The organism is Paenibacillus amylolyticus, assembly GCF_047302515.1.
GTDB lineage: Bacteria > Bacillota > Bacilli > Paenibacillales > Paenibacillaceae > Paenibacillus > Paenibacillus amylolyticus_G.
In genome coordinates, this window is record NZ_CP168019.1 from 1,872,747 (window position 1) to 1,892,516 (window position 19,770).

Sequence of the window (19,770 nt, forward strand, 5' to 3'; positions counted from 1 at the left end):
ACGGATTAATGAGTGCTTTAAGATTATTTCGTCAACTTGCCTATGGCTTGCTTCATCCGCATGAATGGACATTTGGAAGGTGTCTGCTCATCATCAGGAAGGAAATACTGTTTCCATTCCAGATTATCTTGCTGACCATACCACATCAGCGAAGGGTGAGCAGGTACAGCATCATACGCAGCGAGACGTTTGCGAATTAAGGTTTTCATTTTACGGCCAAGAGGGGTGTTGTCATTAATGGATTCGAATACCCACCGTGGTTGAAAAGCAAACATGAGATAAGGAAAATGCCGGCTGGCTCGGAGTTCATGTGCAGGAGTTGCACAGAAACAAAAGTAAGGCTCTCCGCCAAAGCAAAACTCCCATGATGAATCATGAGGATCGGTTGAAATATGTTCCGGCCACGGCTCGGTATCGTGTGAACTTACCCGATTAAGCATTTGCCAGAATAACGTCTGATATTGCTCCACCGTTGTATGATCTTTCAGATCGCTTGGTGTCTCACAGATTACCACCATGGAAGCGTAGTGACCTGTGTCTCTGGAGACAGGACCATACTGTCTGAGCAGATCAGCCATATCTTCAGCAGCGTGTTCAGATCGGGGGTCACACGTAAAGCCGTACCTCAAATGTCCGGACAGAAATCCCATTCGTCCAGGTACACATGGATACGTATTATTTTCATCGGCGATCATATCTGCAAATTGCGAATAAGCGTCCTGCTGCCAAGATGGAAGACGCTCAAACAAGGTATTTATTTCGTCGGCACTATACAGCTCCGCCATTGATTCCCAACTCCATTCCACATGATACCGTTACAGTATTAATGTGGGGGAAGTTGGGTGACTGTCCAGCCTGATTTTGTTGTCAGAAAAAAATGGAACGTACAGCTTCGTACCCAAAATACAAACCAAATCCGATCAGGCAGATTCCCGATATGATGGAGATCCAGCGTAATACATTTTCACTGCTATGTTTGTGGAATCGACTGGCCATTCCAGCCATAATGACATCCCACACCAGGATACCAATGAATATGCCTGAACTGTAGAGCAGCAAATGAGCCATGTCCGTATGTTTCACAGTTGTCGCGAGAATAGAGCCATAGATCCCCAGCCAAAATAAAATATTCAGTGGATTGGACAGGGCCATCAAAAATCCGGATATAAACGATTTCCGAACAGTTGCTTCCGCAGTTGATGTACCTTGAATGCCTTGCTTTAGCTTCGAGAGCGTTTCCACTCCCGTGTAAATCAGAATAAAACTGCCAAATGACCAGAGAAAAGAGCGCATAAACGGCGTGTCCAGAAAATGGGCAACTCCAAAATAAATCAGCAGCATATACACCAAGTCTGCAAACATAGCTCCGAGTCCTAGAATCCAGGCATGCATGAATCCATGTCGAGCTCCACGGTCCAGTTGAGCAGCATTAATCGGACCGATTGGAGCGGACAATGATATTCCCAGAATAATATAACTGAACAGTACAGACATAAACACGTCCACTCCTTAACGGGTTCGATGAATTGTACCAGTGTCACAGAAAATGGGTACAAGTCATCGTATTCCCGCAAGGAGCGAATTAGAACAAACTGTGAGGATATAGCACTTTAAACGGCAGGCGATTCCACATCGAGTTGAATAGGTGTACAATGATAGCCATTGCAAGAACTTTCCTCGCACGGACAAGCCGATAAACCGATGATCAGATCCATCAAAGCTTCCATTTCAACATAATCACCTGCACATGATTCGGGAGCGATAACATCAATTTTGCCTTCACCATCTACTACGGAATTCATAAACAGATTGAAAGGATAATGCTGATCCGGGGGAGAGATACCGAAAGGTTCAAGGGCCGTGTTCAGATTATCATAACAACTGGGGTGGTCCTTCTTATCATACAAGACCTCATACATTTCCGGACGACAGGCCGAATTGAAAAAATCATGAATGCCTACAGTTTCACTGATAATGGAAATGAGAGGTTTATAACGGTTGGAATACAGGCATTGCCCCGGTTTAATTCTGTAATTGCGCAGGACATCGAGGGTTACCCCGGGATCAAGGCGATTATTAATATTCTGTGCATCATAAGCGACAAAGTCAACCACTTGCTGCCCCTCCAGATCAGTTATACGAATCAGTGAGCCTTTTTTCACTTTAAGAGCGTAGCCTGTCTTGGCAGGAATGTGAATAGATTGCTTATGAGATTCCGTTGAATTCATCACTGTCTCCTCCGAGGGCTTTTTACTTCAGTATGCGGAGATGACATTGCTTTCATGCACTATAGCAAGTAATGTAGGCATGCGAATATGAAGAATAAGAATAGGGTGGATGAAAGATTACTCATCAGAGACGTGTGAAATATTGCGTTTATGCTGGGAACAGTGGATTACCTCTCATTCCGATCCAGAGGTCTGATTGTTCAAGTTGTCCAGCCAGATGTAATAACCAATCTTCACGTCCCTTGGTTGCCATCACTTGAACGCCCATTGGCAAACCTTCAGGTGTCATATGCAGAGGTACACTTATCGCAGGCTGGCCTGTCAGATTTGCAAGCTGGGTGAACGGTGTATACGTAAGACTTGGCTCAAACATTTCATAAATGAGTTGCTGCTGGGTCTTGTCCAATTCACTAATTCGCATCAGATTACGGATCTGTTCGTCATGAGGTGTTAATTCACCAATCTTAGGCGCTGGAAAAGCATTAACAGGTGTGACGTAGAAATCATAACGCTCAAACAAGGTGGACATCTGAGCTGCAGCTACATCCCATTCAGCTAAGCTATGTACAAATTCCGCAGCGGACACCTTTTTGCCTGCTTCAGCCAGAACCCAAGATTCGATCTCCATATCATCGGAGGTCAGAGCCCGGCCCATGGATCGTTCCATGGAAGAGATCATCGCGGCCATCTCACCACTGTTCATCATGTAATAATTCTCCATCAACCGAACTCCGTTGACGGGACTCAGCTTTTCTTCAACATGATGACCTTGATCTTCCAACCAGCGAACGAGTTTGTAAACAGACTCTTTGGCTTCTGCGCTGACAGGTGTTCCCACGGGCGAATCCGTTGTGTATGCAATTTTCAGTTTGCGTTGATGTGGATAGCTCATATCTGCCAAGTAACTGCCTGGAAAGAGTGGAGCATGGAACGCAGCTTCGGGCTGAATGACTTGTAACGTATCAAGCAATGCAGCACTGTCCCGAACCGAGCGAGAGAGTGCAAAATCAATCGATGCGCCTTGCCATTGACGACCAACTCCCGGTCCTACAGGTGTGCGCCCGCGGGTTGGCTTTAATCCAAACAATCCGCTAAAGGAAGCCGGGATACGAATCGAACCTCCGCCGTCACTGGCTCCGGCAAGAGGAACGATACCCGAAGCTACAGCAGCAGCGGCACCGCCACTTGAACCACCTGGGGAGTGATTGATATTCCATGGATTACGAGTTGGACCATGAAGACGGGGCTCGGTAATATTTTTCAAACCAAATTCAGGCGTATTGGTATGTCCTATGAAGATAAAGCCTGCATCACGCAGTCGAGTGACAAAATTGGAATTGCGTAATGCACGATGCTCGCTGAACAAACGGGAGCCTGAAGTCAGAAATTCACCTTCCAAGGATTGCGAAATATCTTTCAAGAGCAGGGGCACACCGGCAAAAGGTTGTTCTCCAGGGCGAACCAAACCGGCTTCCACACGTGCGCGATTTTCATATGTACGAATAACCGCATTAAGTTGCGGATTCACTTCTTCAAGGCGTGCAAACGCCGCTTCCACCATTTCGACCGGGGATACTTCCCGGGATCGGATCAGTTCAGCCAAACCTACGGCGTCGTAGGAGGTATATGAGAATGAAGACATTATGATCGTTCCTCTCTGAATATAATTCATCTGTTTATTCCATATGTCATCGTACCACCGGAATGGACAAAAGACAAAACATAGAAGAGACGTAGTGCGATGATATGCATATTCGTTATGAGGTTGGAGGGAAAAGAGGGGAGGGTTTGCCACATAGAAATAAAGCACAGGGTTAATAGCTCATATTGCTAATTGAGAAAATGATCGAGTATTATCGAGAAATGGAAATAAAAAACCACTGCTCATCTAATTTGATGTGCAATGGTTTTATTTTGTATTTCACTATTTGTTTATATGTGAACCTCGGATATAACCACTTACTCTGTACGAAGCTTAGGTGCCGCATCGGCCACAGTTGATGATCTTTCCTGCTGTCTGGAAATGGCAAAGAGGGCCACCCAGATCAGAATAAAACCAAGCAATTGCTCCCATGTAATCAGTGTACGGAAAGCAATCCAGTTCACCAACACACCCGCCATCGGGAAGCTAAGTTCTGCGAGAGTTGCAACAGATGCTTTGGTTGACGACAGACCTTTGTAATACAACAGAAGACTGAGCAAACCTGGTAACAATGCCTGACCGAGAATGTTGAGGATGACAGCAGTCTGTTCACCCGTTCCGGACGGAAACGTCCATGCCGCACCTTCGTTCCACGTCATAAAGATCAGGAGCGGGAGAGCAACGACAAAGCGCAGGGAGGTGACCGTTTCATAACGCGCCTGCCCCAGCATTAATCGGCCCATAACGGTTGAACCTCCCCATAAGGCAGCAGCCCCAAGGGATAACAAGCTTCCGGCATGAATCCAGTTGTCCCAGTTGCCTAATGGCAACGTGAAGCCAAATGTAAGCAGGTATGTTCCTGCTAATGCTATGAAGAACAATCCACCGAAGCGACGTGGTAACGTTTCTTTTAATAACAGTTTAGCCAGTACGATAGCAAAGAGTGGTTGCATTTTTTGCAATAAAAGCACCGTATTCGGATCGTTATGTGTTAGTGCCATGGTGAACAATACCGTTGCAAGTGCTGATCCTCCCCATGAGATAAAAATCACGGCAATCCAGTGGCGAGCGCGCAGGTTTTTCAGATCAGCCCGAAATTTCCACAGCACGGGAATGGCAATAAGACTGACGATGATGTGTTCCACAAGTACAATCTGCGTAGATGTCATCGTATTTAGCAAAATAATGCGGAAGAGTGGGTCGACACCCCATAAGGCGGCGCCGAGAACTACAAGCCAGAATCCGGTATTACTTCGTTCCTTGCGGTAAACCGTTGATGTTGCTGATGTCTTTTCCATATTCAGGACTCCTTCGTCAGAACACGGAATCTTCAGTTGGCAAAATCGACAAAAGCCCCCGTTTTGGTATAAACCAAATAAACGGGGGCTCATCCAAGGACATGCGTCAGGAAATAGGCCTTCCCGTGAACGGCATGTCAATGTGTTGATCTTCTCTCATCCGGACTGTACCGTCGGCCTTGGATTCACACCAAGTCAGTCGCTGAATGTCCTTCGTTAAGAACATATAGCGAGTCGCGGGCTGGTTCCGAAGAACATCACCGCCGGTTGGGAATTGCACCCTACCCCGAAGATCCTATTCAATTATATAGTGTGTTGAACAAGCTGTAACATTAATAAGTTCATCTTATTCCTGTAAGCGCTAGCAGTTCAAGCATTTTTTTTAGAATACGATTTTCCAGCTTCCTTGCTGTCTGCGAAGGAGCACGATCTGACCTGCGTGATAGGCATCATGGAGTACCCAGCGAGCTAGTTCGTGTGCCCATTTCTCTTCGGAGTCCATATAAGCGGCTTCAAGATCTGACTCTTGTAATGCAGCTAATTGATCTCGCAACTGTTGGGCTAATCGAGTTGTACCCTGTAGCAGTGTATTCCATCCGGCTGCGTCCGTTGCATCTCCAGGATTCCCAAATGTGTATTCATTGGAGTCTACAGCAGGAAGAGTAGGCTCCTTACCTTGCATGCGACATAATAAGCGATGGTTGTAATAATACATATGGTTAACCAACTGCCAGATGCTTAATCCCCCTGAGGGTGGAATCCAGGCTGCTTGTTCTGCTGTAAGACCCTCCAAGGATTTCGACAAAGGTACAATCCAATTACATTGATCCCAAGTATCATCCTTTTGAATAAGTAACACATCTAGTGCTGTTGTTTTTGTCATTGCCTTTTCCTCCTTGCGTATAATTGTGATTTGTGATGTAACTAGCTAAAACTGATTAGTAAGGTTACACTTAATATAACACATCAAAGATGAGTTGTAACCCTCTTTATTTAATTAGGTGGTTACACTGAACGGAGGTATATATGGACAGGTTATGGACCGATTTTGTAAACAGCGATTATCATGACTGGCGTGGGGGAGATCGATCGGAGGACAGACTGGGGAAGGCGAGCTGGCAGCAAGACTTTCTGGAACGATGGCAACTTAACGCTTCTGTTCCTGCATCTCCAGAAGATGAGTTGTCGATGACAAACTTCAGGAATGAATTGTTGGCTCTTGGAGTCCGCGTGTCATCAGGAGCATCATTAACGGATATAGAAAAACAGTGGTTGAATGGCGTTATGGAAGCAGGGCACGTGAGAAGAATATTGACTACAATTGATCAGGAACTGAAACTCCAACTGGTAGCTGTAGAAGCACATTGGCATCAGGTTATGGCTGAGGTAGCTGCTGACTTTGCTACGACTTTGGTCGAGGGAGAAGGGCGTAGGATTCGGATCTGTGATAATTCGGATTGTCGCTGGATGTTCTATGATGATACCCGAAGCAGAACACAGAAGTACTGTGATGATAAGATGTGTGGAAATCTGATGAAGGTCAGAAGATTTCGGGCGAAACGAAAATCCCAAAATTGATAAATACTAACAATAACTATATAATGTATATATACTAGCGAAAAAATAGTCAGAAGCAGTACGGATTCGTAAGCAGGATGTGATCGTCTTTCAAACCAAAATAGATGGGAGATGTGTCTTGTGCGGACAAGTTATCTGTTGAAAAATGGCTGTGTGTTGTCGATGGATGCTAAAATTGGACAGTATAAGAGGGCGGACGTTCTGATTCAGGATTCACTGATCATGGCGATCCAGCCCGACCTGGATATTCCGGATGCGGAGGTCATTGATGCTTCATCGATGATTATTATGCCTGGGCTGGTGGACACACATCGGCATATGTGGGAATCACTGGTCAAAACAGCGGGAACCAATTGGTCGTTACCAGTTTATTTGCAAAATCTCTATTATGGTGCGATGGGAAGCAAGCTCCGCCCACAAGATAGTTATATTGCCAACCTGCTCGGTTCCTTGGAAGCGCTTAATGCAGGAGTGACAACGGTGTTGGATTGGAGCATGCCGTATTCCCCTGACCATACGGATGAACTGATTCGTGGACTTCAGGATGCTGGCATTCGGGCGGTATTTGCTCACGGAGTCCCTGGTGAGACGGACTACTGGAATCGGGATAGTCAACTCACGTATTCGAATAATGATGTGAGAAGAGTTAAAGAACGTTATTTTTCATCACGGGATCAATTACTTACTTATGGGCTTGCCATTCGTGGTCCGGAGTTCAGTCATTGGGATACAACCGTGAAAGAGATCGAACTAGCACAAGAACTGGATGCGATCTGTTCCATGCATGCCGGATTTGGCAGTTGGGGATCTGTGGATCGCTCGATTAGTCACTTGTACGAAGCGGGACTGTTAAGTCCACGGGTGAATATCGTTCATGGTAACACCATGGGCATGGATGAATACAAAATGCTGGCAGATAGCGGCGCTTCCTTGTCGGTCACACCTGAGGTTGAAATGATGATGGGTCATGGATATCCGGCCACCGGATATTTTCTTGAACATGGGGGGACACCTACACTTGGTGTAGATGTAGTGACGTCTACAGGCGGAGATATGTTCTCGCAGATGAAGTTTGCACTTCAGGCTGAACGATCCAGAGCCAATGAACAACTTTTGCAGCAGGGTGAGATGCCTGGTGAGTTGAACTTGCAGTCCAGCCAAGTGCTGAGATTTGCAACTTCAGCTGGTGCCCAAGCATTGGGATTGGAGCAGAAGGTGGGTACGTTGACCCCAGGGAAAGAAGCGGATCTGATCATGATTCGTACCACCGATCTGAATATGTTCCCCGTTCATGATCCAATCGGCGCTGTCGTGCAATTTGCCAATCCATCCAATGTGGATACGGTCTTTGTAGCAGGTAGACTTGTGAAGCGAGAGGGCAAGCTTTTGAATGTTGATCTGGATGCGATTCGTCATACGGCGATGCAGAGCAAAGATTATTTGTTAACCCAATACCGGATGTCGGACGCGGAGAGAATTACGTTCTCATAATTTACTTTTTCATAAAAACCTGAAATGAAGTCAGTTCGTATTTTTATATACACCTCTACTATAGTAAGAAATGAAGGGCCGCATAATGCTATGTGGCTCTTTGACATGTCTGCATATCGTCGAATTAGACAGGATAAGGTAGGAAGATACAGCGGAAAAAGACGAAAAGAGCTCTCTTTTTCTTAACTTCAGATAACAAGGAACTAAAGATGCTTTTCGTGGAAAATTAGGCTCATAAAAACTGCGCATAATATAAATTATACGCAGTTTTGTTTTAAATCCATTTTCATATTCATCCACGTGCAACAGATCATGATAAATTTCGCGGAAAAAGAACAAAATAAGTGATCTTCAAAAATAAATTTAACCAAGCAACGCGATAACGTGTAGAATTCGATAGGTTTTTATAGGTGATCGATAAGATAGAACAAACGACTTTTTCATAGAACAGATGGGAAGCCATCCAATAGCTGCTACATCCATAGCACATTCAAGATTCATGACGAGAGGAACATGACTATGCGTGAGAACAAACAACGATCTTCATTATTTCGCAAAAAACCAATTGCCTCAGAGGGCAATAACAGCAGTGCATTGAAACGGGCGCTCGGTCCGTTGGACTTAACCACACTTGGCGTAGGAGCAATTATTGGTACCGGGATTTTTGTGCTGACTGGTGTAGCTGCCGCAACGTATGCCGGCCCTGGACTTGTACTGTCATTTTTGCTGGCAGGTATCATATGTGCATTCGCTGCATTATGTTACTCGGAATTTGCATCAAGCATACCGGCCTCGGGTAGCGCGTACACGTATAGCTATACGGCTTTTGGAGAAGTGATTGCCTGGGTTCTGGGATGGGATCTGATATTGGAGTATGGATTCGCAAGTGCGGCGGTAGCCAGTGGATGGTCTGGATACTTTCAAACGTTGTTGTCCGGATTTGGGCTGGAGTTACCACATGCTCTTACGAGTGCGTTCAGCCTGGAAAAGGGAACCTATTTTGACATCACAGCTGCGGTCATTACGTTAATTATCACATTCCTGCTCACCCGAGGAGTGAAGGAAGCAGCCCGTGCGAACGGCATCATGGTAGCGATTAAAATTATCGTGGTGCTGATCTTCATTGGTGTAGGTGTTTTCTATGTAGAGCCAACCAACTGGCAGCCATTTTTGCCTTTTGGTATCTCGGGTGTAACAGCTGGAGCAGCTACGGTATTTTTTGCCTACATCGGATTTGATGCGGTCTCCACAGCGGCAGAAGAAGTTAAGCAGCCACAACGGGATTTGCCGATTGGAATTATTGCGTCACTGGCAATCTGTACGGTTCTCTACATTGTTGTATCATTGATCCTCACAGGGATTGTGCCTTATAACATGTTGAATGTAAGTGATCCAGTTGCGTTTGCATTTGAATTTGTTCAATTGAAGGGATTGTCCTGGATTGTATCTCTTGGAGCGATTGCTGGTATTACGACCGTACTGCTGGTCATGATGTATGGTCAGACACGTTTGCTCTATTCCATGTCTCGTGACGGACTGCTGTCTCCGGTCTTTTCCAAGGTTAGTGGCAAGAGTCAGACACCAGCGGTAGGGACATGGGTTGCGGGCATTATCGTCGCTTTGTTCTCCGGGTTCATCTCGCTGGGACATTTGGCGGAGCTTACGAACATCGGAACGTTATTTGCTTTTGCAGTCGTAAGTCTGGGCATTATTGTATTGCGTAAAAATAACCCGGATCTCAAACGCGGATTTCGCGTTCCACTTGTGCCACTGATTCCGATTCTGAGTGCCTTGGGTTGTGTATACTTGATGACACGCCTTGCAGCGCTGACATGGATTACGTTTTTTGCTTGGTTGATCATCGGATTGATCATCTACTTTGCGTATGGACGGCATTACAGTCATCTGAATCCGGCGCGCCGGATCTCGAGTGCTTTCAGAGCAAAGGATAAATAGATTAGTCGAGAACATCTTTAACCGAGAACATCTTTATTTTTCCTCATTTCGTATCGCTTAGGCGAAGCGGGATGGGGATTTTTTTATATAGCAAGATAAAGGAGATAAAAGCAGGGGAAGGTTGGAATTTTCTTCATATATGGGTAAGTAATAAGGGGCGTGACGAACTTAATCAAGGGGCCGGGGTTGCGGCTAAGCCAAATATGAAATATATTTGGGGATGTGACATGCCATCAGACATAAGAGAGGGGATGTATCATGAACACACCATTACATACGAATTCAGATCATCAAAATGCAGCTTTTGGATTTGCATTAGCTGACTCATCCGTACTTGCAGAGGCGCAATTAATTGTTTCACAATCAGGAGGTGCAGGTGACCTACAGTTAGATATTGATCCGCAGCGCTTTCTGAAGGATGGACGTAAAGTATCTGTCATTGCACAACAGTTGGATTCACCCGTCAATCGTCAGGATGCCAATATCATCTATGGTCAGGAGCTAGCATACGTGCAGTATGCTGTTAACCTGAAACCAGATAGCACAATCTCCATTGCATCTATTGAAGGCGTTGAACAGTCTGTTAATCTTGGTTGGGCAGCATTTCAAGAAGGGGAATACGAACTTCGAATCTCCATGCATATGAAAACACCTCGTATTGCTGAAGGTACACTCGAACCTGAACAACTTGCAATGGTTAAGTATGCGCAAGTTATCACCGTATATATATCGCTTTTCCCGGCAGAAGCAGCGTCGTTGAGTTCACCGTCTCAAGCTGTGTGGAGCAGAAACCATCATGTGTTTGACTCCTACGGCAGAGGGGGATTCATTCTCGCTGATCTGCCTCGACTCGCTGAACGTGTAGAGGAACTGATGGGACTAGGTAACCATAATCTAATTGAACAATTTGCTGAAGGGGATCTGTCGAATACCTTGCTGGAAGAGGGGATGATGGCGATTGCTTGGGGCGTGACTCCGTGGTGTTATTCACTCTATTCTGCACCAGATGAGCAGTCTGCTCGAATACTTGCCGTGGACAAGCTGGGCGATGAACCTGAACGGAAAGGGATTTACCGTCTTGATCCGTCCATTCAGCAATTAAGTATCGTACCTGCGAATGAGCTGGCTTACTGGCCTGCCTGCGTTCAGAACGATTGGCCTGTCATTGATGTGGCGGGTGAAGGCGAGACGTTGCACATGGATTTATATACTCAGATCTGTGAATCCGTGAATGGCCTGCACGAGAATCCATTGCCATCGTTTGTACTTACCCGTAGTCAAGGCAAACCCGAAGCGATCCTTCCGTTGATTAACGTTGTCATTGTGCATGAAGCGTAGAGCACTGCTTTATAATAAATATATAAATTGAACTAATCATTTACACGAAAACGGAGAGGACAGAAAGAACCTGAAAAAGTGAAGCTAAAAGTTTTCTGCAAGAAAGCTACTTCGGAAGCATACGCTTCGCCTTTATCCCCGGATTTTCCCCTTTAGAAAAGGGAATCAGAAAAATCTGGGAATAACAGCGATTGGAAGGTTGTTCTGTCATCGCAGTGCCCGTGTAAATAATCTTAGTCAATTTATAAAGAACCGAATTGAGGTGACGTAGACAGATGATGACCGAGGAGATTCAGGAGCAATATGCGGACGAGCTTGAAGCTTTTCACATATGGATGAAGGACGCCGGATATACAGGCCATACAGTAAAATCATACACGCGTGACGTGGTGGAATTCCTGATCTCCATTCAAGGAAAGTCACTGGAGCAGGTCAAAAAGCTGCATGTGTTGTCTTTTCTGTCCCGTGCGCGGGAGCGTGGGGTTAGTGATGCTACGAGAAATCGCAAACATGCGGCGGTGAACTGTTTTTACAAGTCCCTCATTGAACTTGAATTGTTAACCAATAATCCGGCGTTTGGGATCAAAAAATCCAAAACCGAGAAAAACCGTGCACCCGTTTTCCTTGATGAAAGTGGGCTGACACGTTTCCTGGAGTCGGTAGAAGGCAAGTATCGCACACGTAATCTGGCTGTTTTTCTACTGATGGGATATATGGGATTACGGGTTGGAGAAGTACATGCGTTGGATTGCAAAGACTATAATGCGGAGCGACGTACATTGGATGTATTCGGTAAAGGTCGGAAATGGCGCTCGCTTCCTGTACCGGAGACTGTGGCAAACGTGTTATCTCAAGCGATGGCTGAGCGTCTCGATCCTTGGCGGCCAAAAGAGGAAGCGTTATTTGTCTCGCAGAAAGGGAAGAGACTGTCGATTCGCAGCATCCAGCTCATATCTACAGAAACCTTTGAACGTTTCCAGCAGGAATCACCAGTCAATCAACGTCAAAACTACTCCAGTCATAAGCTGCGTCACTCGTTTGCGACCATGATGTTACGGCGTGGAGCCGATTTGCGTACCGTGCAGGAGCTGCTTGGTCACGCGTCGATTCAAACAACAACCGTGTATACACATGTCACCAGTAGGGAGAAAGAAGAGGCTATGGCTCTGCTGGACGTTAAACTTCCGACATATTAGAAGAAAAAAGCCAATATTTAATCCGAAAAGTAGTCTGTCCAAGTGACAGGCTTTTTTTGTTATTGATTTGAATGGTGGAGATTTAAACATAATTAATATTATGTAAACTAATATCTGAAATCTAAATAGGCCTATAATAGAAGTCAAACCAAAGAACCATTCGCTTCTTCTCTCTGGAAGAAACAAATGGTCCTTTTAGCTAGTACAGATATCTTAATTTACAACTTTTAACGTGCTGAATCGTTCACGATATTAAATGATTGCGCGATTGAATTACTCGAGTCCAGCGATCTGTTCTTTTAATTTGTTAGCAGAAGCCTGGAAAGCCACTTTTTCGGTTTCATTCAACGGAAGAGGCAGAATTTCGCGCACACCGTTGCGATCGACAACACAGGGAACACCCAGATAAACATCCGATACACCATTGTAGTCTTCAAGGTACGTGGATACGTTCAGAACGGAGCCTTCGTTGCCGAGAATTGCAGCTACAATGCGGTCCAGAGCAAGGGCGATTGCATAGGAAGTCGCTCCTTTGGCATTAATAATCTCATACGCTGCATTTTTGGTGCGGTCGAAGATATCCTGTTGTGTTTCTTCATCCAATTCCAGATCTGTTCCTGCAACGTTAGCCAGGCTCCATACCGGTACTTCGGAATCTCCATGCTCACCAATAATGTGTGCGTGAATACTACGCGGGTCGATCCCTTTATTCTTACCAATCAAGTAACGGAAACGTGCGCTATCGAGCAATGTACCTGAACCGATGACACGGGAGGCAGGCCATCCGCTTTGTTTCCATGAAGTATAGGACAAAATATCTACAGGATTGGTTGCAATCAGCAAAATACCATGAGAATTCACTTCAGTAATACGCTCGATAATATCTTTGAAAATGCTTGCATTTTTCTTGAGCAGATCAATCCGGGTTTCGCCCGGTTTCTGGGAAGCACCGGCTGTAATAATAATGATATCTGCATCTTTGCAGTCGGAATAATCGCCAGCCCATACTTTCACGCCTCCCGTAAATGGAAGACCGTGGTTCATATCCAGCATTTCGCCGGTTGCTTTATCATGATTCACATCCACAAATACCAACTCGGACGAACGCTGTCTCAACATTAGCGTGTATCCCGTTGTTGTTCCCACCGCACCCATGCCTACAATTACGACACGACTTGGTTTCAGAGCTGCACTATTTGTCATGTTCAATATCCTCTCCTTTTTGGGTTATACTCCCATCCATATTAAGGGATTAGAGAATATAAAGCGAGTGTTGTCTATAAAATAGTTCACATTTCATGTCTTTTTACCAAGTATTCCGTCGAAAAACAGTTTAGGATGAAATTAATGGTAATAAATGTGCGACCTATAGCCCAAAGTATGAACTGGAAAAAGGGAGCGGGCCAACCATGAGTGGGCAATGAGCCTTTTACATAAGGTTTGTGGTAGAATAGGAGCAGTGGATTCTGATGAATCGTAAATAAAACGCCATAGGACAGGCATGCGCGCCTGTATATTGGATGAGAGAGGTGGAACCCACTTGCGTTTGCAATGGATTAAAATCGCGCAGACAGCATTGCTGTCTATTGGTATAGCAGCTGTATTGGCTGCATGCACCGACTCAGATCAACCTCCGGTAGCAGAACCTCCGCAGCAGCAGGAGGACGCCGGGAATACAGGGCAGACGTTAACTGTCGTTCCCCCTGTGAACAGTACAGAATCTGCAGATATGGCCAAGTACCAAATACAGACCCGTTTGACCGATTTTCAGTTGCTCAATGACAACGGAGGATTGGCGTGGGGTGTGACGCGGAATGCCCTGCGCCTGTACTACACTCAGGATCAGGGAAAGACCTGGACCAATATTTCACCTTCGGAAAATGTACAGTTTCCGGCTAACCCTAAATATGGACAAAGCATTTATTTTGTAGATCGTGCACATGGTTGGATTGTTCGTGAAGGCATGGGTGGAACAGATACCATGGTGCTTCGCACCAACAATGGGGGCGTAACATGGAGTCTGTCTTCTCTGTCCAAGACGGATAAAGTGACTGCGATCTCATTTGTATCTCCTGAAAAAGGCTGGATTCTCACTACGGTCGATACCGCTATTGGTAAACAGGAGAAAAAACTCTACTTTACCGAGGACGGTGGAATCACCTGGAACCGCATGTCATCGAGTAATGAAGACGGCAAACAGGAAGCAGAAGAGATTTCCAAACGTGGGTACACCACGGGGATGACTTTCTCGGATCCAAAGCATGGTTTCTTAACAGCGCTTGAGTTCGGTACACCGAAGTTGTATGTAACATCAGACGGTGGAGAGAACTGGGATACTGGACCATCCTTCTTTGATCGAAACAAATTCAACGGGTGTGGTAATTTCAGTGTCAGTTCACCACAATTTTTTGGACGTGAAGCGCAGTCAGCCTGGATGTCAATGTCCTGTTCTAAAGGGGAGAGCACGACATTCAATGGATTCTTTACCACCGATGGCGGAAAGAGCTGGAAGCTGTCCAATTTCACTTTGAATAAACAAACGGGTGCGAATCGTAACCTTTCACCGGTATTTCTGAACGCGTCAGAAGGTTGGGCGATGCAAAAGGGCATAACCTACCACACCAAGGATGCGGGCAAAACATGGAGTGCTCTTCCTGCAAGCAGTGTACTGGAGAAAATTCTCGAAGACTATCCGGAGATTGTGAAGATGCAGATGGTTACCCCCAATCTTGGCTGGATATTGGTTGAAAATACAGATGCCAAAAGATCGTTGTTATTGCAAACGGTAGATGGCGGTGTACATTGGAAAGTACTCTAAAGTAGAGTGTTATCGATGTGAATAGATAGGAGAAGGGAGAGGAGCCTAAGGGTTCCTTTTCTTTTTTGCTTAGTTTGTGAAATAAATCACAAATAAATCCACTTGAAGGTGATATATTTAACTCAACAAGAGAAGGAGTGATGAAGATGAGAACCAACGGTCAAACTCAATTCACGCAGGCGGATGAATTAACCAGATATATGCTTCAATTATGCTATACATGTGACGATGCCAATCGTTGTACGACAGAGGAGGCAGTGAAGGCTTGCATGGCAGAACACGCACAGGCAGACCAGCCCGAACCAGCCGAAGGTGGAGAGGTAACTCGCGGGTTTATGGATCTGATGTACGCTTAGGCTTTGGACAACACGTAAGTCATATCGACTCAGCTGTTAGAAACTAATCAATTACGAAGAACGCTCCGGTTGGAGTGTTCTTTTTTATTATGGCTTTAGCCAGTTGAGTGCGTGAAACGCGCGAAACAAAAAACCACCCGCTATGCGGGTGGAGGAATCGAGGGTTTGACCAACAAGACCATTCCGATAAAATTGAGATGTTCAGGCTCAAAAGAAAGGAATGGTCTAGGGTGGCAAACAAGAGCTATAGCCTAGCTCACACAAAGTGGATGTGCAAATACCACATTGTATTCACCCCGAAGTATAGACGGAAAGAAATCTATAATCAAGTGAGAAAAGATTTAATCGAAATTTTCAAACGTCTATGTAAGTACAAGGGAGTAGAAATTATAGAAGGTCATATGATGCCCGATCATGTCCACATGCTGGTAGCGATTCCACCGAAGATTGCAGTCTCAACATTTATGGGCTATCTAAAGGGGAAAAGTTCGCTCATGATCTTCGAGAAGCATGCCCAGCTCAAGTATAAATACGGCAATCGAAAGTTTTGGGCAGAAGGGTACTATGTGAGCACAGTGGGTCTAAATGAAGCAACGGTAAGAAAATATATTCGTGAACAAGAAGCACATGATCAAGCGTTAGATAAGCTGAGTGTAAAAGAATACGAAGATCCATTCAGCAGTAATCGGAGCAAAAAGAAGTAAAACCAGTTTAACTGGTGAGTGAAAGTGACAAATAACACTGAGCCTGAACAGCCCTGCTGTCAGGCTAGCGTCTTTAGGCGCAGTTTGGCAACAGGGGGTTATACCCCAAGAGCAAACCACCCGTTGGACGGGTGGTCCTGATTAGGACGTCCCTCAAAATTAAGCAATCGCTATACCGCTGGCAGTGCCTTTTTTTTGTTTTATGGCAAGGTGTCCATGCACACGAGTAACTAGCGAATATACTATCTTATCTCAACCATTAGGAGGTAGATTCAATGACAACATTTCTTGATGCAAGAACATCGCAAAATGCAAGTTTGGCCAACTCCATCGCTATTCCGATCACCGTCCTCAATACTCCTCAACTGTTTGGCCAAATCGGTCTACAAACTGCAGGAGCTGGAGCAAATCCACGGGTCCAGTTTAAAGGAACGGTATCTGTACAATTACCGTTAGCCCTAGTGGGTATTACAATTACCATAGTAAGAGGTACTTTGTCTACTGATCCGGTTATATACTCAGCAACATCCACATTTGGCTTGAGCGTGCTTGCACCTCAAATTATCACATTCTCAGCAGATGACTTCAATCCACCAATTACACCTCAATTGACGTACACTGCATTTGTTAGCTCTAATTTGTTGGGCACAGTTCGTGTAGGTCCTGAGAACTTTGATGGACTTGTTGTTTCTGATTAAATTCGTAGCTATAAATGATGTTTCTCCTTATTAAAAGTAATGACCTGTTTACCCTATCAGTTTGATACTGGTAGGGATTTTTTTATCTTTTGAATATTTAAGGATGTTTGCACACATCCTTGCTTTTCTGCATAACATATTAATGTAGACCATGAGTCTACCTCTATGGGAGAACTTAGCCCGCCGTGAGTCATACGGCGGGCGATGCTTGTGTGAAATATATGATAATTGTTATTCTAACCTTTTGATGAAGTACGACGAATATAAGACATTATTAACAAGGTGATGCAGGAAAATTGAGCTTCATCAGCTGTAATCAGGGAAAACAGGTCCACACATCCAAAATCAGCATCCTGGAGGTTTGAAACGAGAATCGATAAGCCTAAGCTTCCTCAGGTACCGCGCCCCTGTATGTATGCGCTTCTATTATTACTTCGATAATATAGCAGAATGGAGTATGATATAAATAATTCAGGTATTTCAATCAAAATGTGGAATTTTAGAGAGTTTTAAGATTTTAGATGAAATGTTCCCATGTCAGAAAAGTCCTAAATTGCATTTGAAGTACATAGCTGAGTCAGATCGTTATTATTTTCAATATTAAAGGAGAGTAGCCAATGAAGATTAATCAAAGATATTACTATGTTTATAAAGCAATTACTTGTTTTCTCTCACTCGCTTTAATCATTATGACATGTGCGGTACCTGTAAACGCTGAGGTAGGGAATGTGGAGACTACGCCCTCCAGGATTGCGTTGTCTTCGCTAGAGGAAACGATTGATTCATATGTGGCCACGAATCAGAAGAATACCGCTGCTGTTTCGGTTGTAGCTATCAAGAACGGTGAGACCATTGTGAATAAGGCCTATGGATATGCAGATTTTGAGCTACAGAGAAAGGCAGACACCTCTACTGTATTTGAATGGGGTTCAACTTCTAAACTATTGGTCTGGACGAGTGTTATGCAGCTTGTAGAACAGGGAAAGCTTGATTTGGATACCGATATTCAGAACTATTTGCCGGAAGGATTTCTAAAGAAGCTTGAATACGATGCTCCCATTACCCTATTGAACCTTATGCATCATAACGCAGGATGGGAGGATAGATTGATCGATTTATGGTATTCATCCGAGAGTGATATTGTGGAATTAGGTGAAGCTTTACAAAAATTTGAACCAAGGCAGATCGATAAACCTGGGAGTGTTGTTGCTTATTCAAACTATGGTACGGCTATGGCTGCTTACATCGTTGAATTACAAAGCGGACAACCCTTTTACAAATATGTCAACGAACATATATTTAAACCGCTGAATATGAAAGACACATCGATTCACCCGTCACAGTATGATAATCTAAACGTCTTGAAACGAAGAAACGAGATTCAGGGGTACACTACGAGACTGAAACTCATCCCTAAGAATAGAGCATACATAAGCTTGTTCCCTGCGGGGGGCGCCATGGGCACAGCAGAGGATGCAGCTAGATTTCTTGCAGCCTTAATGCCGGTGGATCGTAGTAATTTATTATTCGAGAACAATGACACCTTAGACGAGATGCTGTCAACAAGTCTATATTACGATGGGACTTCAACTCCTCGTATTGCACATGGTTTCTTTGAAGTAGAGTACTGGGTGCCTGCACTGGAACACGCTGGAAGTACGGCTGGATTTACAAGTAAATTTGTTTTTGATCCGGAGTCTAATTTTGGGTTCGTGGTCATGACAAACCAGTCAAATGAAATGGCTTATAACGTTGGTCTTGTCCAGAAGGTGTTTGGAAGTAGTTTCAGCACGAATTCAGTTGAATCTGAGAGTGGAGGATATTATCTGCCTGCGCGACGGGTTGTTTCCGGTTTTACGAAGGCATATTCAATGTTAAGTCTGCAGAAGTATACAACATTTGACCTTAGTAACTTTGCAAGTGTTGTTGAGCGTAACGGCACTGTTGAGAAGGTCTCCATTTCTTATAATGACTTTTTGCCCGTATCCAATTTAACGATAAACTTGATCAAAGCATCTTTTATTGCTCTTGCAGTAGCCATCCTGCTCAGTTTGAGAGCGATAATTGGCTATTTTATTCGGTTATCCAAATACAAATTAAAAAACTGGGAAAGGCCCGGTACGGGATTTGATAAATATCATATAGTTATTAATATTGCCAGTATGGTATTAATTTTGAATACGATCCTATTGTTCATGCGCGCCTTAGGCTTCTCCCCCTACTCTTCATTGCGCATACATCTCATTTTGAACCTGGTTTATGTGATTCTAGCTGTGGCGTATCTTGTCTTGTTGTTCTACAAACTGCTGAAAAGAAGCTATAGTAAAAAGCAAAAGGCGGTATACATCATGTCTGGCATGTCTGCTTTCCTATTTGCTGCTTTTATTATGGGATGGGATTTGTACTTTTAGAGCGGAATGACGAGAACATGATCAGAAAGAGCATGAGATAGTAGAAAGGATGAAAC

The 19,770-nt window shown here is 44.6% G+C and carries 17 protein-coding genes and 1 riboswitch; of the genes, 10 read left to right on the forward strand and 7 right to left on the reverse strand.

Annotation, left to right across the window (positions count from 1 at the left end; translation table 11 throughout):
• Nucleotides 1-23: 23 nt before the first annotated feature.
• The 6 genes from ACDJ59_RS08285 to ACDJ59_RS08310 all read right to left on the reverse strand — a co-directional run bounded on the left by ACDJ59_RS08285 (nt 24) and on the right by ACDJ59_RS08310 (nt 6,051).
• The gene (locus tag ACDJ59_RS08285; protein ID WP_413408320.1) at nt 24-785 is read right to left on the reverse strand and encodes a YqcI/YcgG family protein; all 762 of its coding nucleotides are present in this window, start codon (nt 783-785) and stop codon (nt 24-26) included.
• Between the two features lie 82 nt (nt 786-867).
• Nucleotides 868-1,494 carry a LysE family translocator gene (locus tag ACDJ59_RS08290; RefSeq protein ID WP_091029439.1) on the reverse strand — a complete coding sequence of 209 codons (627 nt, stop codon included), beginning with the start codon at nt 1,492-1,494 and terminating at the stop codon, nt 868-870.
• Between the two features lie 116 nt (nt 1,495-1,610).
• Nucleotides 1,611-2,228 carry a DUF1989 domain-containing protein gene (locus ACDJ59_RS08295; RefSeq protein WP_413408321.1) on the reverse strand — a complete coding sequence of 206 codons (618 nt, stop codon included), beginning with the start codon at nt 2,226-2,228 and terminating at the stop codon, nt 1,611-1,613.
• A gap of 148 nt (nt 2,229-2,376) precedes the next feature.
• Nucleotides 2,377-3,870, reverse strand: coding sequence for an amidase (locus ACDJ59_RS08300; protein ID WP_413408322.1), 1,494 nt, complete (start codon nt 3,868-3,870; stop codon nt 2,377-2,379).
• Nucleotides 3,871-4,187: 317 nt separating this feature from the next.
• Nucleotides 4,188-5,168 (reverse strand): DMT family transporter, encoded by a 981-nt coding sequence (locus tag ACDJ59_RS08305; RefSeq protein ID WP_413408323.1) that lies wholly within the window; start codon nt 5,166-5,168, stop codon nt 4,188-4,190.
• A 144-nt stretch (nt 5,169-5,312) separates the two neighbouring features.
• Nucleotides 5,313-5,466, reverse strand: a riboswitch (FMN riboswitch).
• Nucleotides 5,467-5,550: 84 nt separating this feature from the next.
• Complete coding sequence (locus ACDJ59_RS08310) at nt 5,551-6,051, reverse strand: DinB family protein (protein WP_017688116.1); 501 nt, start codon at nt 6,049-6,051, stop codon at nt 5,551-5,553.
• Nucleotides 6,052-6,194: 143 nt separating this feature from the next.
• Between ACDJ59_RS08310 and ACDJ59_RS08315 the strand changes: the two genes are divergently transcribed.
• The 5 genes from ACDJ59_RS08315 to ACDJ59_RS08335 all read left to right on the forward strand — a co-directional run bounded on the left by ACDJ59_RS08315 (nt 6,195) and on the right by ACDJ59_RS08335 (nt 12,727).
• Entirely contained in the window at nt 6,195-6,746 is a 552-nt protein-coding gene (locus tag ACDJ59_RS08315) for a CGNR zinc finger domain-containing protein (protein WP_413408326.1), read from the forward strand.
• 111 nt (nt 6,747-6,857) lie between these two features.
• Nucleotides 6,858-8,237, forward strand: a complete 1,380-nt coding sequence (locus ACDJ59_RS08320) for an amidohydrolase family protein (protein WP_413408327.1) — start codon at nt 6,858-6,860, stop codon at nt 8,235-8,237.
• A gap of 519 nt (nt 8,238-8,756) precedes the next feature.
• Nucleotides 8,757-10,193 (forward strand): amino acid permease, encoded by a 1,437-nt coding sequence (locus ACDJ59_RS08325; RefSeq protein WP_413408328.1) that lies wholly within the window; start codon nt 8,757-8,759, stop codon nt 10,191-10,193.
• 258 nt (nt 10,194-10,451) lie between these two features.
• On the forward strand, nt 10,452-11,531 hold the full coding sequence (locus ACDJ59_RS08330; RefSeq protein WP_413408329.1) for a hypothetical protein: 1,080 nt from the start codon (nt 10,452-10,454) through the stop codon (nt 11,529-11,531).
• 275 nt (nt 11,532-11,806) lie between these two features.
• Entirely contained in the window at nt 11,807-12,727 is a 921-nt protein-coding gene (locus ACDJ59_RS08335; RefSeq protein ID WP_413408330.1) for a tyrosine-type recombinase/integrase, read from the forward strand.
• Nucleotides 12,728-13,000: 273 nt separating this feature from the next.
• Here ACDJ59_RS08335 and ACDJ59_RS08340 read toward each other — a convergent pair whose 3' ends face one another.
• The gene (locus tag ACDJ59_RS08340; protein WP_036613729.1) at nt 13,001-13,930 is read right to left on the reverse strand and encodes an L-lactate dehydrogenase; all 930 of its coding nucleotides are present in this window, start codon (nt 13,928-13,930) and stop codon (nt 13,001-13,003) included.
• Between the two features lie 337 nt (nt 13,931-14,267).
• Here ACDJ59_RS08340 and ACDJ59_RS08345 point away from each other — a divergent pair, with 337 nt between their 5' ends.
• The 5 genes from ACDJ59_RS08345 to ACDJ59_RS08365 all read left to right on the forward strand — a co-directional run bounded on the left by ACDJ59_RS08345 (nt 14,268) and on the right by ACDJ59_RS08365 (nt 19,714).
• Nucleotides 14,268-15,545, forward strand: coding sequence for a YCF48-related protein (locus ACDJ59_RS08345; protein WP_413408332.1), 1,278 nt, complete (start codon nt 14,268-14,270; stop codon nt 15,543-15,545).
• A gap of 146 nt (nt 15,546-15,691) precedes the next feature.
• Nucleotides 15,692-15,901, forward strand: coding sequence for a hypothetical protein (locus tag ACDJ59_RS08350; RefSeq protein WP_091029464.1), 210 nt, complete (start codon nt 15,692-15,694; stop codon nt 15,899-15,901).
• 197 nt (nt 15,902-16,098) lie between these two features.
• Nucleotides 16,099-16,605 carry an IS200/IS605 family transposase gene (gene tnpA, locus ACDJ59_RS08355; protein ID WP_413409746.1) on the forward strand — a complete coding sequence of 169 codons (507 nt, stop codon included), beginning with the start codon at nt 16,099-16,101 and terminating at the stop codon, nt 16,603-16,605.
• A 275-nt stretch (nt 16,606-16,880) separates the two neighbouring features.
• Nucleotides 16,881-17,303 (forward strand): hypothetical protein, encoded by a 423-nt coding sequence (locus ACDJ59_RS08360; protein WP_413408333.1) that lies wholly within the window; start codon nt 16,881-16,883, stop codon nt 17,301-17,303.
• A 617-nt stretch (nt 17,304-17,920) separates the two neighbouring features.
• Nucleotides 17,921-19,714: a serine hydrolase domain-containing protein gene (locus ACDJ59_RS08365; protein WP_413408336.1), complete on the forward strand. Its 1,794-nt coding sequence runs from the start codon at nt 17,921-17,923 to the stop codon at nt 19,712-19,714.
• Nucleotides 19,715-19,770 lie beyond the last annotated feature (56 nt).

Coding starts and splice junctions, on each gene's coding strand:
- ACDJ59_RS08285 (WP_413408320.1), bottom strand. CDS start 785: ATGGCGGAGCTGTATAGTGCCGACGAAATAAATACCTTGTTTGAGCGT.
- ACDJ59_RS08290 (WP_091029439.1), bottom strand. CDS start 1,494: ATGTCTGTACTGTTCAGTTATATTATTCTGGGAATATCATTGTCCGCT.
- ACDJ59_RS08295 (WP_413408321.1), bottom strand. CDS start 2,228: ATGAATTCAACGGAATCTCATAAGCAATCTATTCACATTCCTGCCAAG.
- ACDJ59_RS08300 (WP_413408322.1), bottom strand. CDS start 3,870: ATGTCTTCATTCTCATATACCTCCTACGACGCCGTAGGTTTGGCTGAA.
- ACDJ59_RS08305 (WP_413408323.1), bottom strand. CDS start 5,168: ATGGAAAAGACATCAGCAACATCAACGGTTTACCGCAAGGAACGAAGT.
- ACDJ59_RS08310 (WP_017688116.1), bottom strand. CDS start 6,051: ATGACAAAAACAACAGCACTAGATGTGTTACTTATTCAAAAGGATGAT.
- ACDJ59_RS08315 (WP_413408326.1), top strand. CDS start 6,195: ATGGACAGGTTATGGACCGATTTTGTAAACAGCGATTATCATGACTGG.
- ACDJ59_RS08320 (WP_413408327.1), top strand. CDS start 6,858: ATGTGTCTTGTGCGGACAAGTTATCTGTTGAAAAATGGCTGTGTGTTG.
- ACDJ59_RS08325 (WP_413408328.1), top strand. CDS start 8,757: ATGCGTGAGAACAAACAACGATCTTCATTATTTCGCAAAAAACCAATT.
- ACDJ59_RS08330 (WP_413408329.1), top strand. CDS start 10,452: ATGAACACACCATTACATACGAATTCAGATCATCAAAATGCAGCTTTT.
- ACDJ59_RS08335 (WP_413408330.1), top strand. CDS start 11,807: ATGATGACCGAGGAGATTCAGGAGCAATATGCGGACGAGCTTGAAGCT.
- ACDJ59_RS08340 (WP_036613729.1), bottom strand. CDS start 13,930: ATGACAAATAGTGCAGCTCTGAAACCAAGTCGTGTCGTAATTGTAGGC.
- ACDJ59_RS08350 (WP_091029464.1), top strand. CDS start 15,692: ATGAGAACCAACGGTCAAACTCAATTCACGCAGGCGGATGAATTAACC.
- tnpA (WP_413409746.1), top strand. CDS start 16,099: ATGTTCAGGCTCAAAAGAAAGGAATGGTCTAGGGTGGCAAACAAGAGC.
- ACDJ59_RS08360 (WP_413408333.1), top strand. CDS start 16,881: ATGACAACATTTCTTGATGCAAGAACATCGCAAAATGCAAGTTTGGCC.
- ACDJ59_RS08365 (WP_413408336.1), top strand. CDS start 17,921: ATGAAGATTAATCAAAGATATTACTATGTTTATAAAGCAATTACTTGT.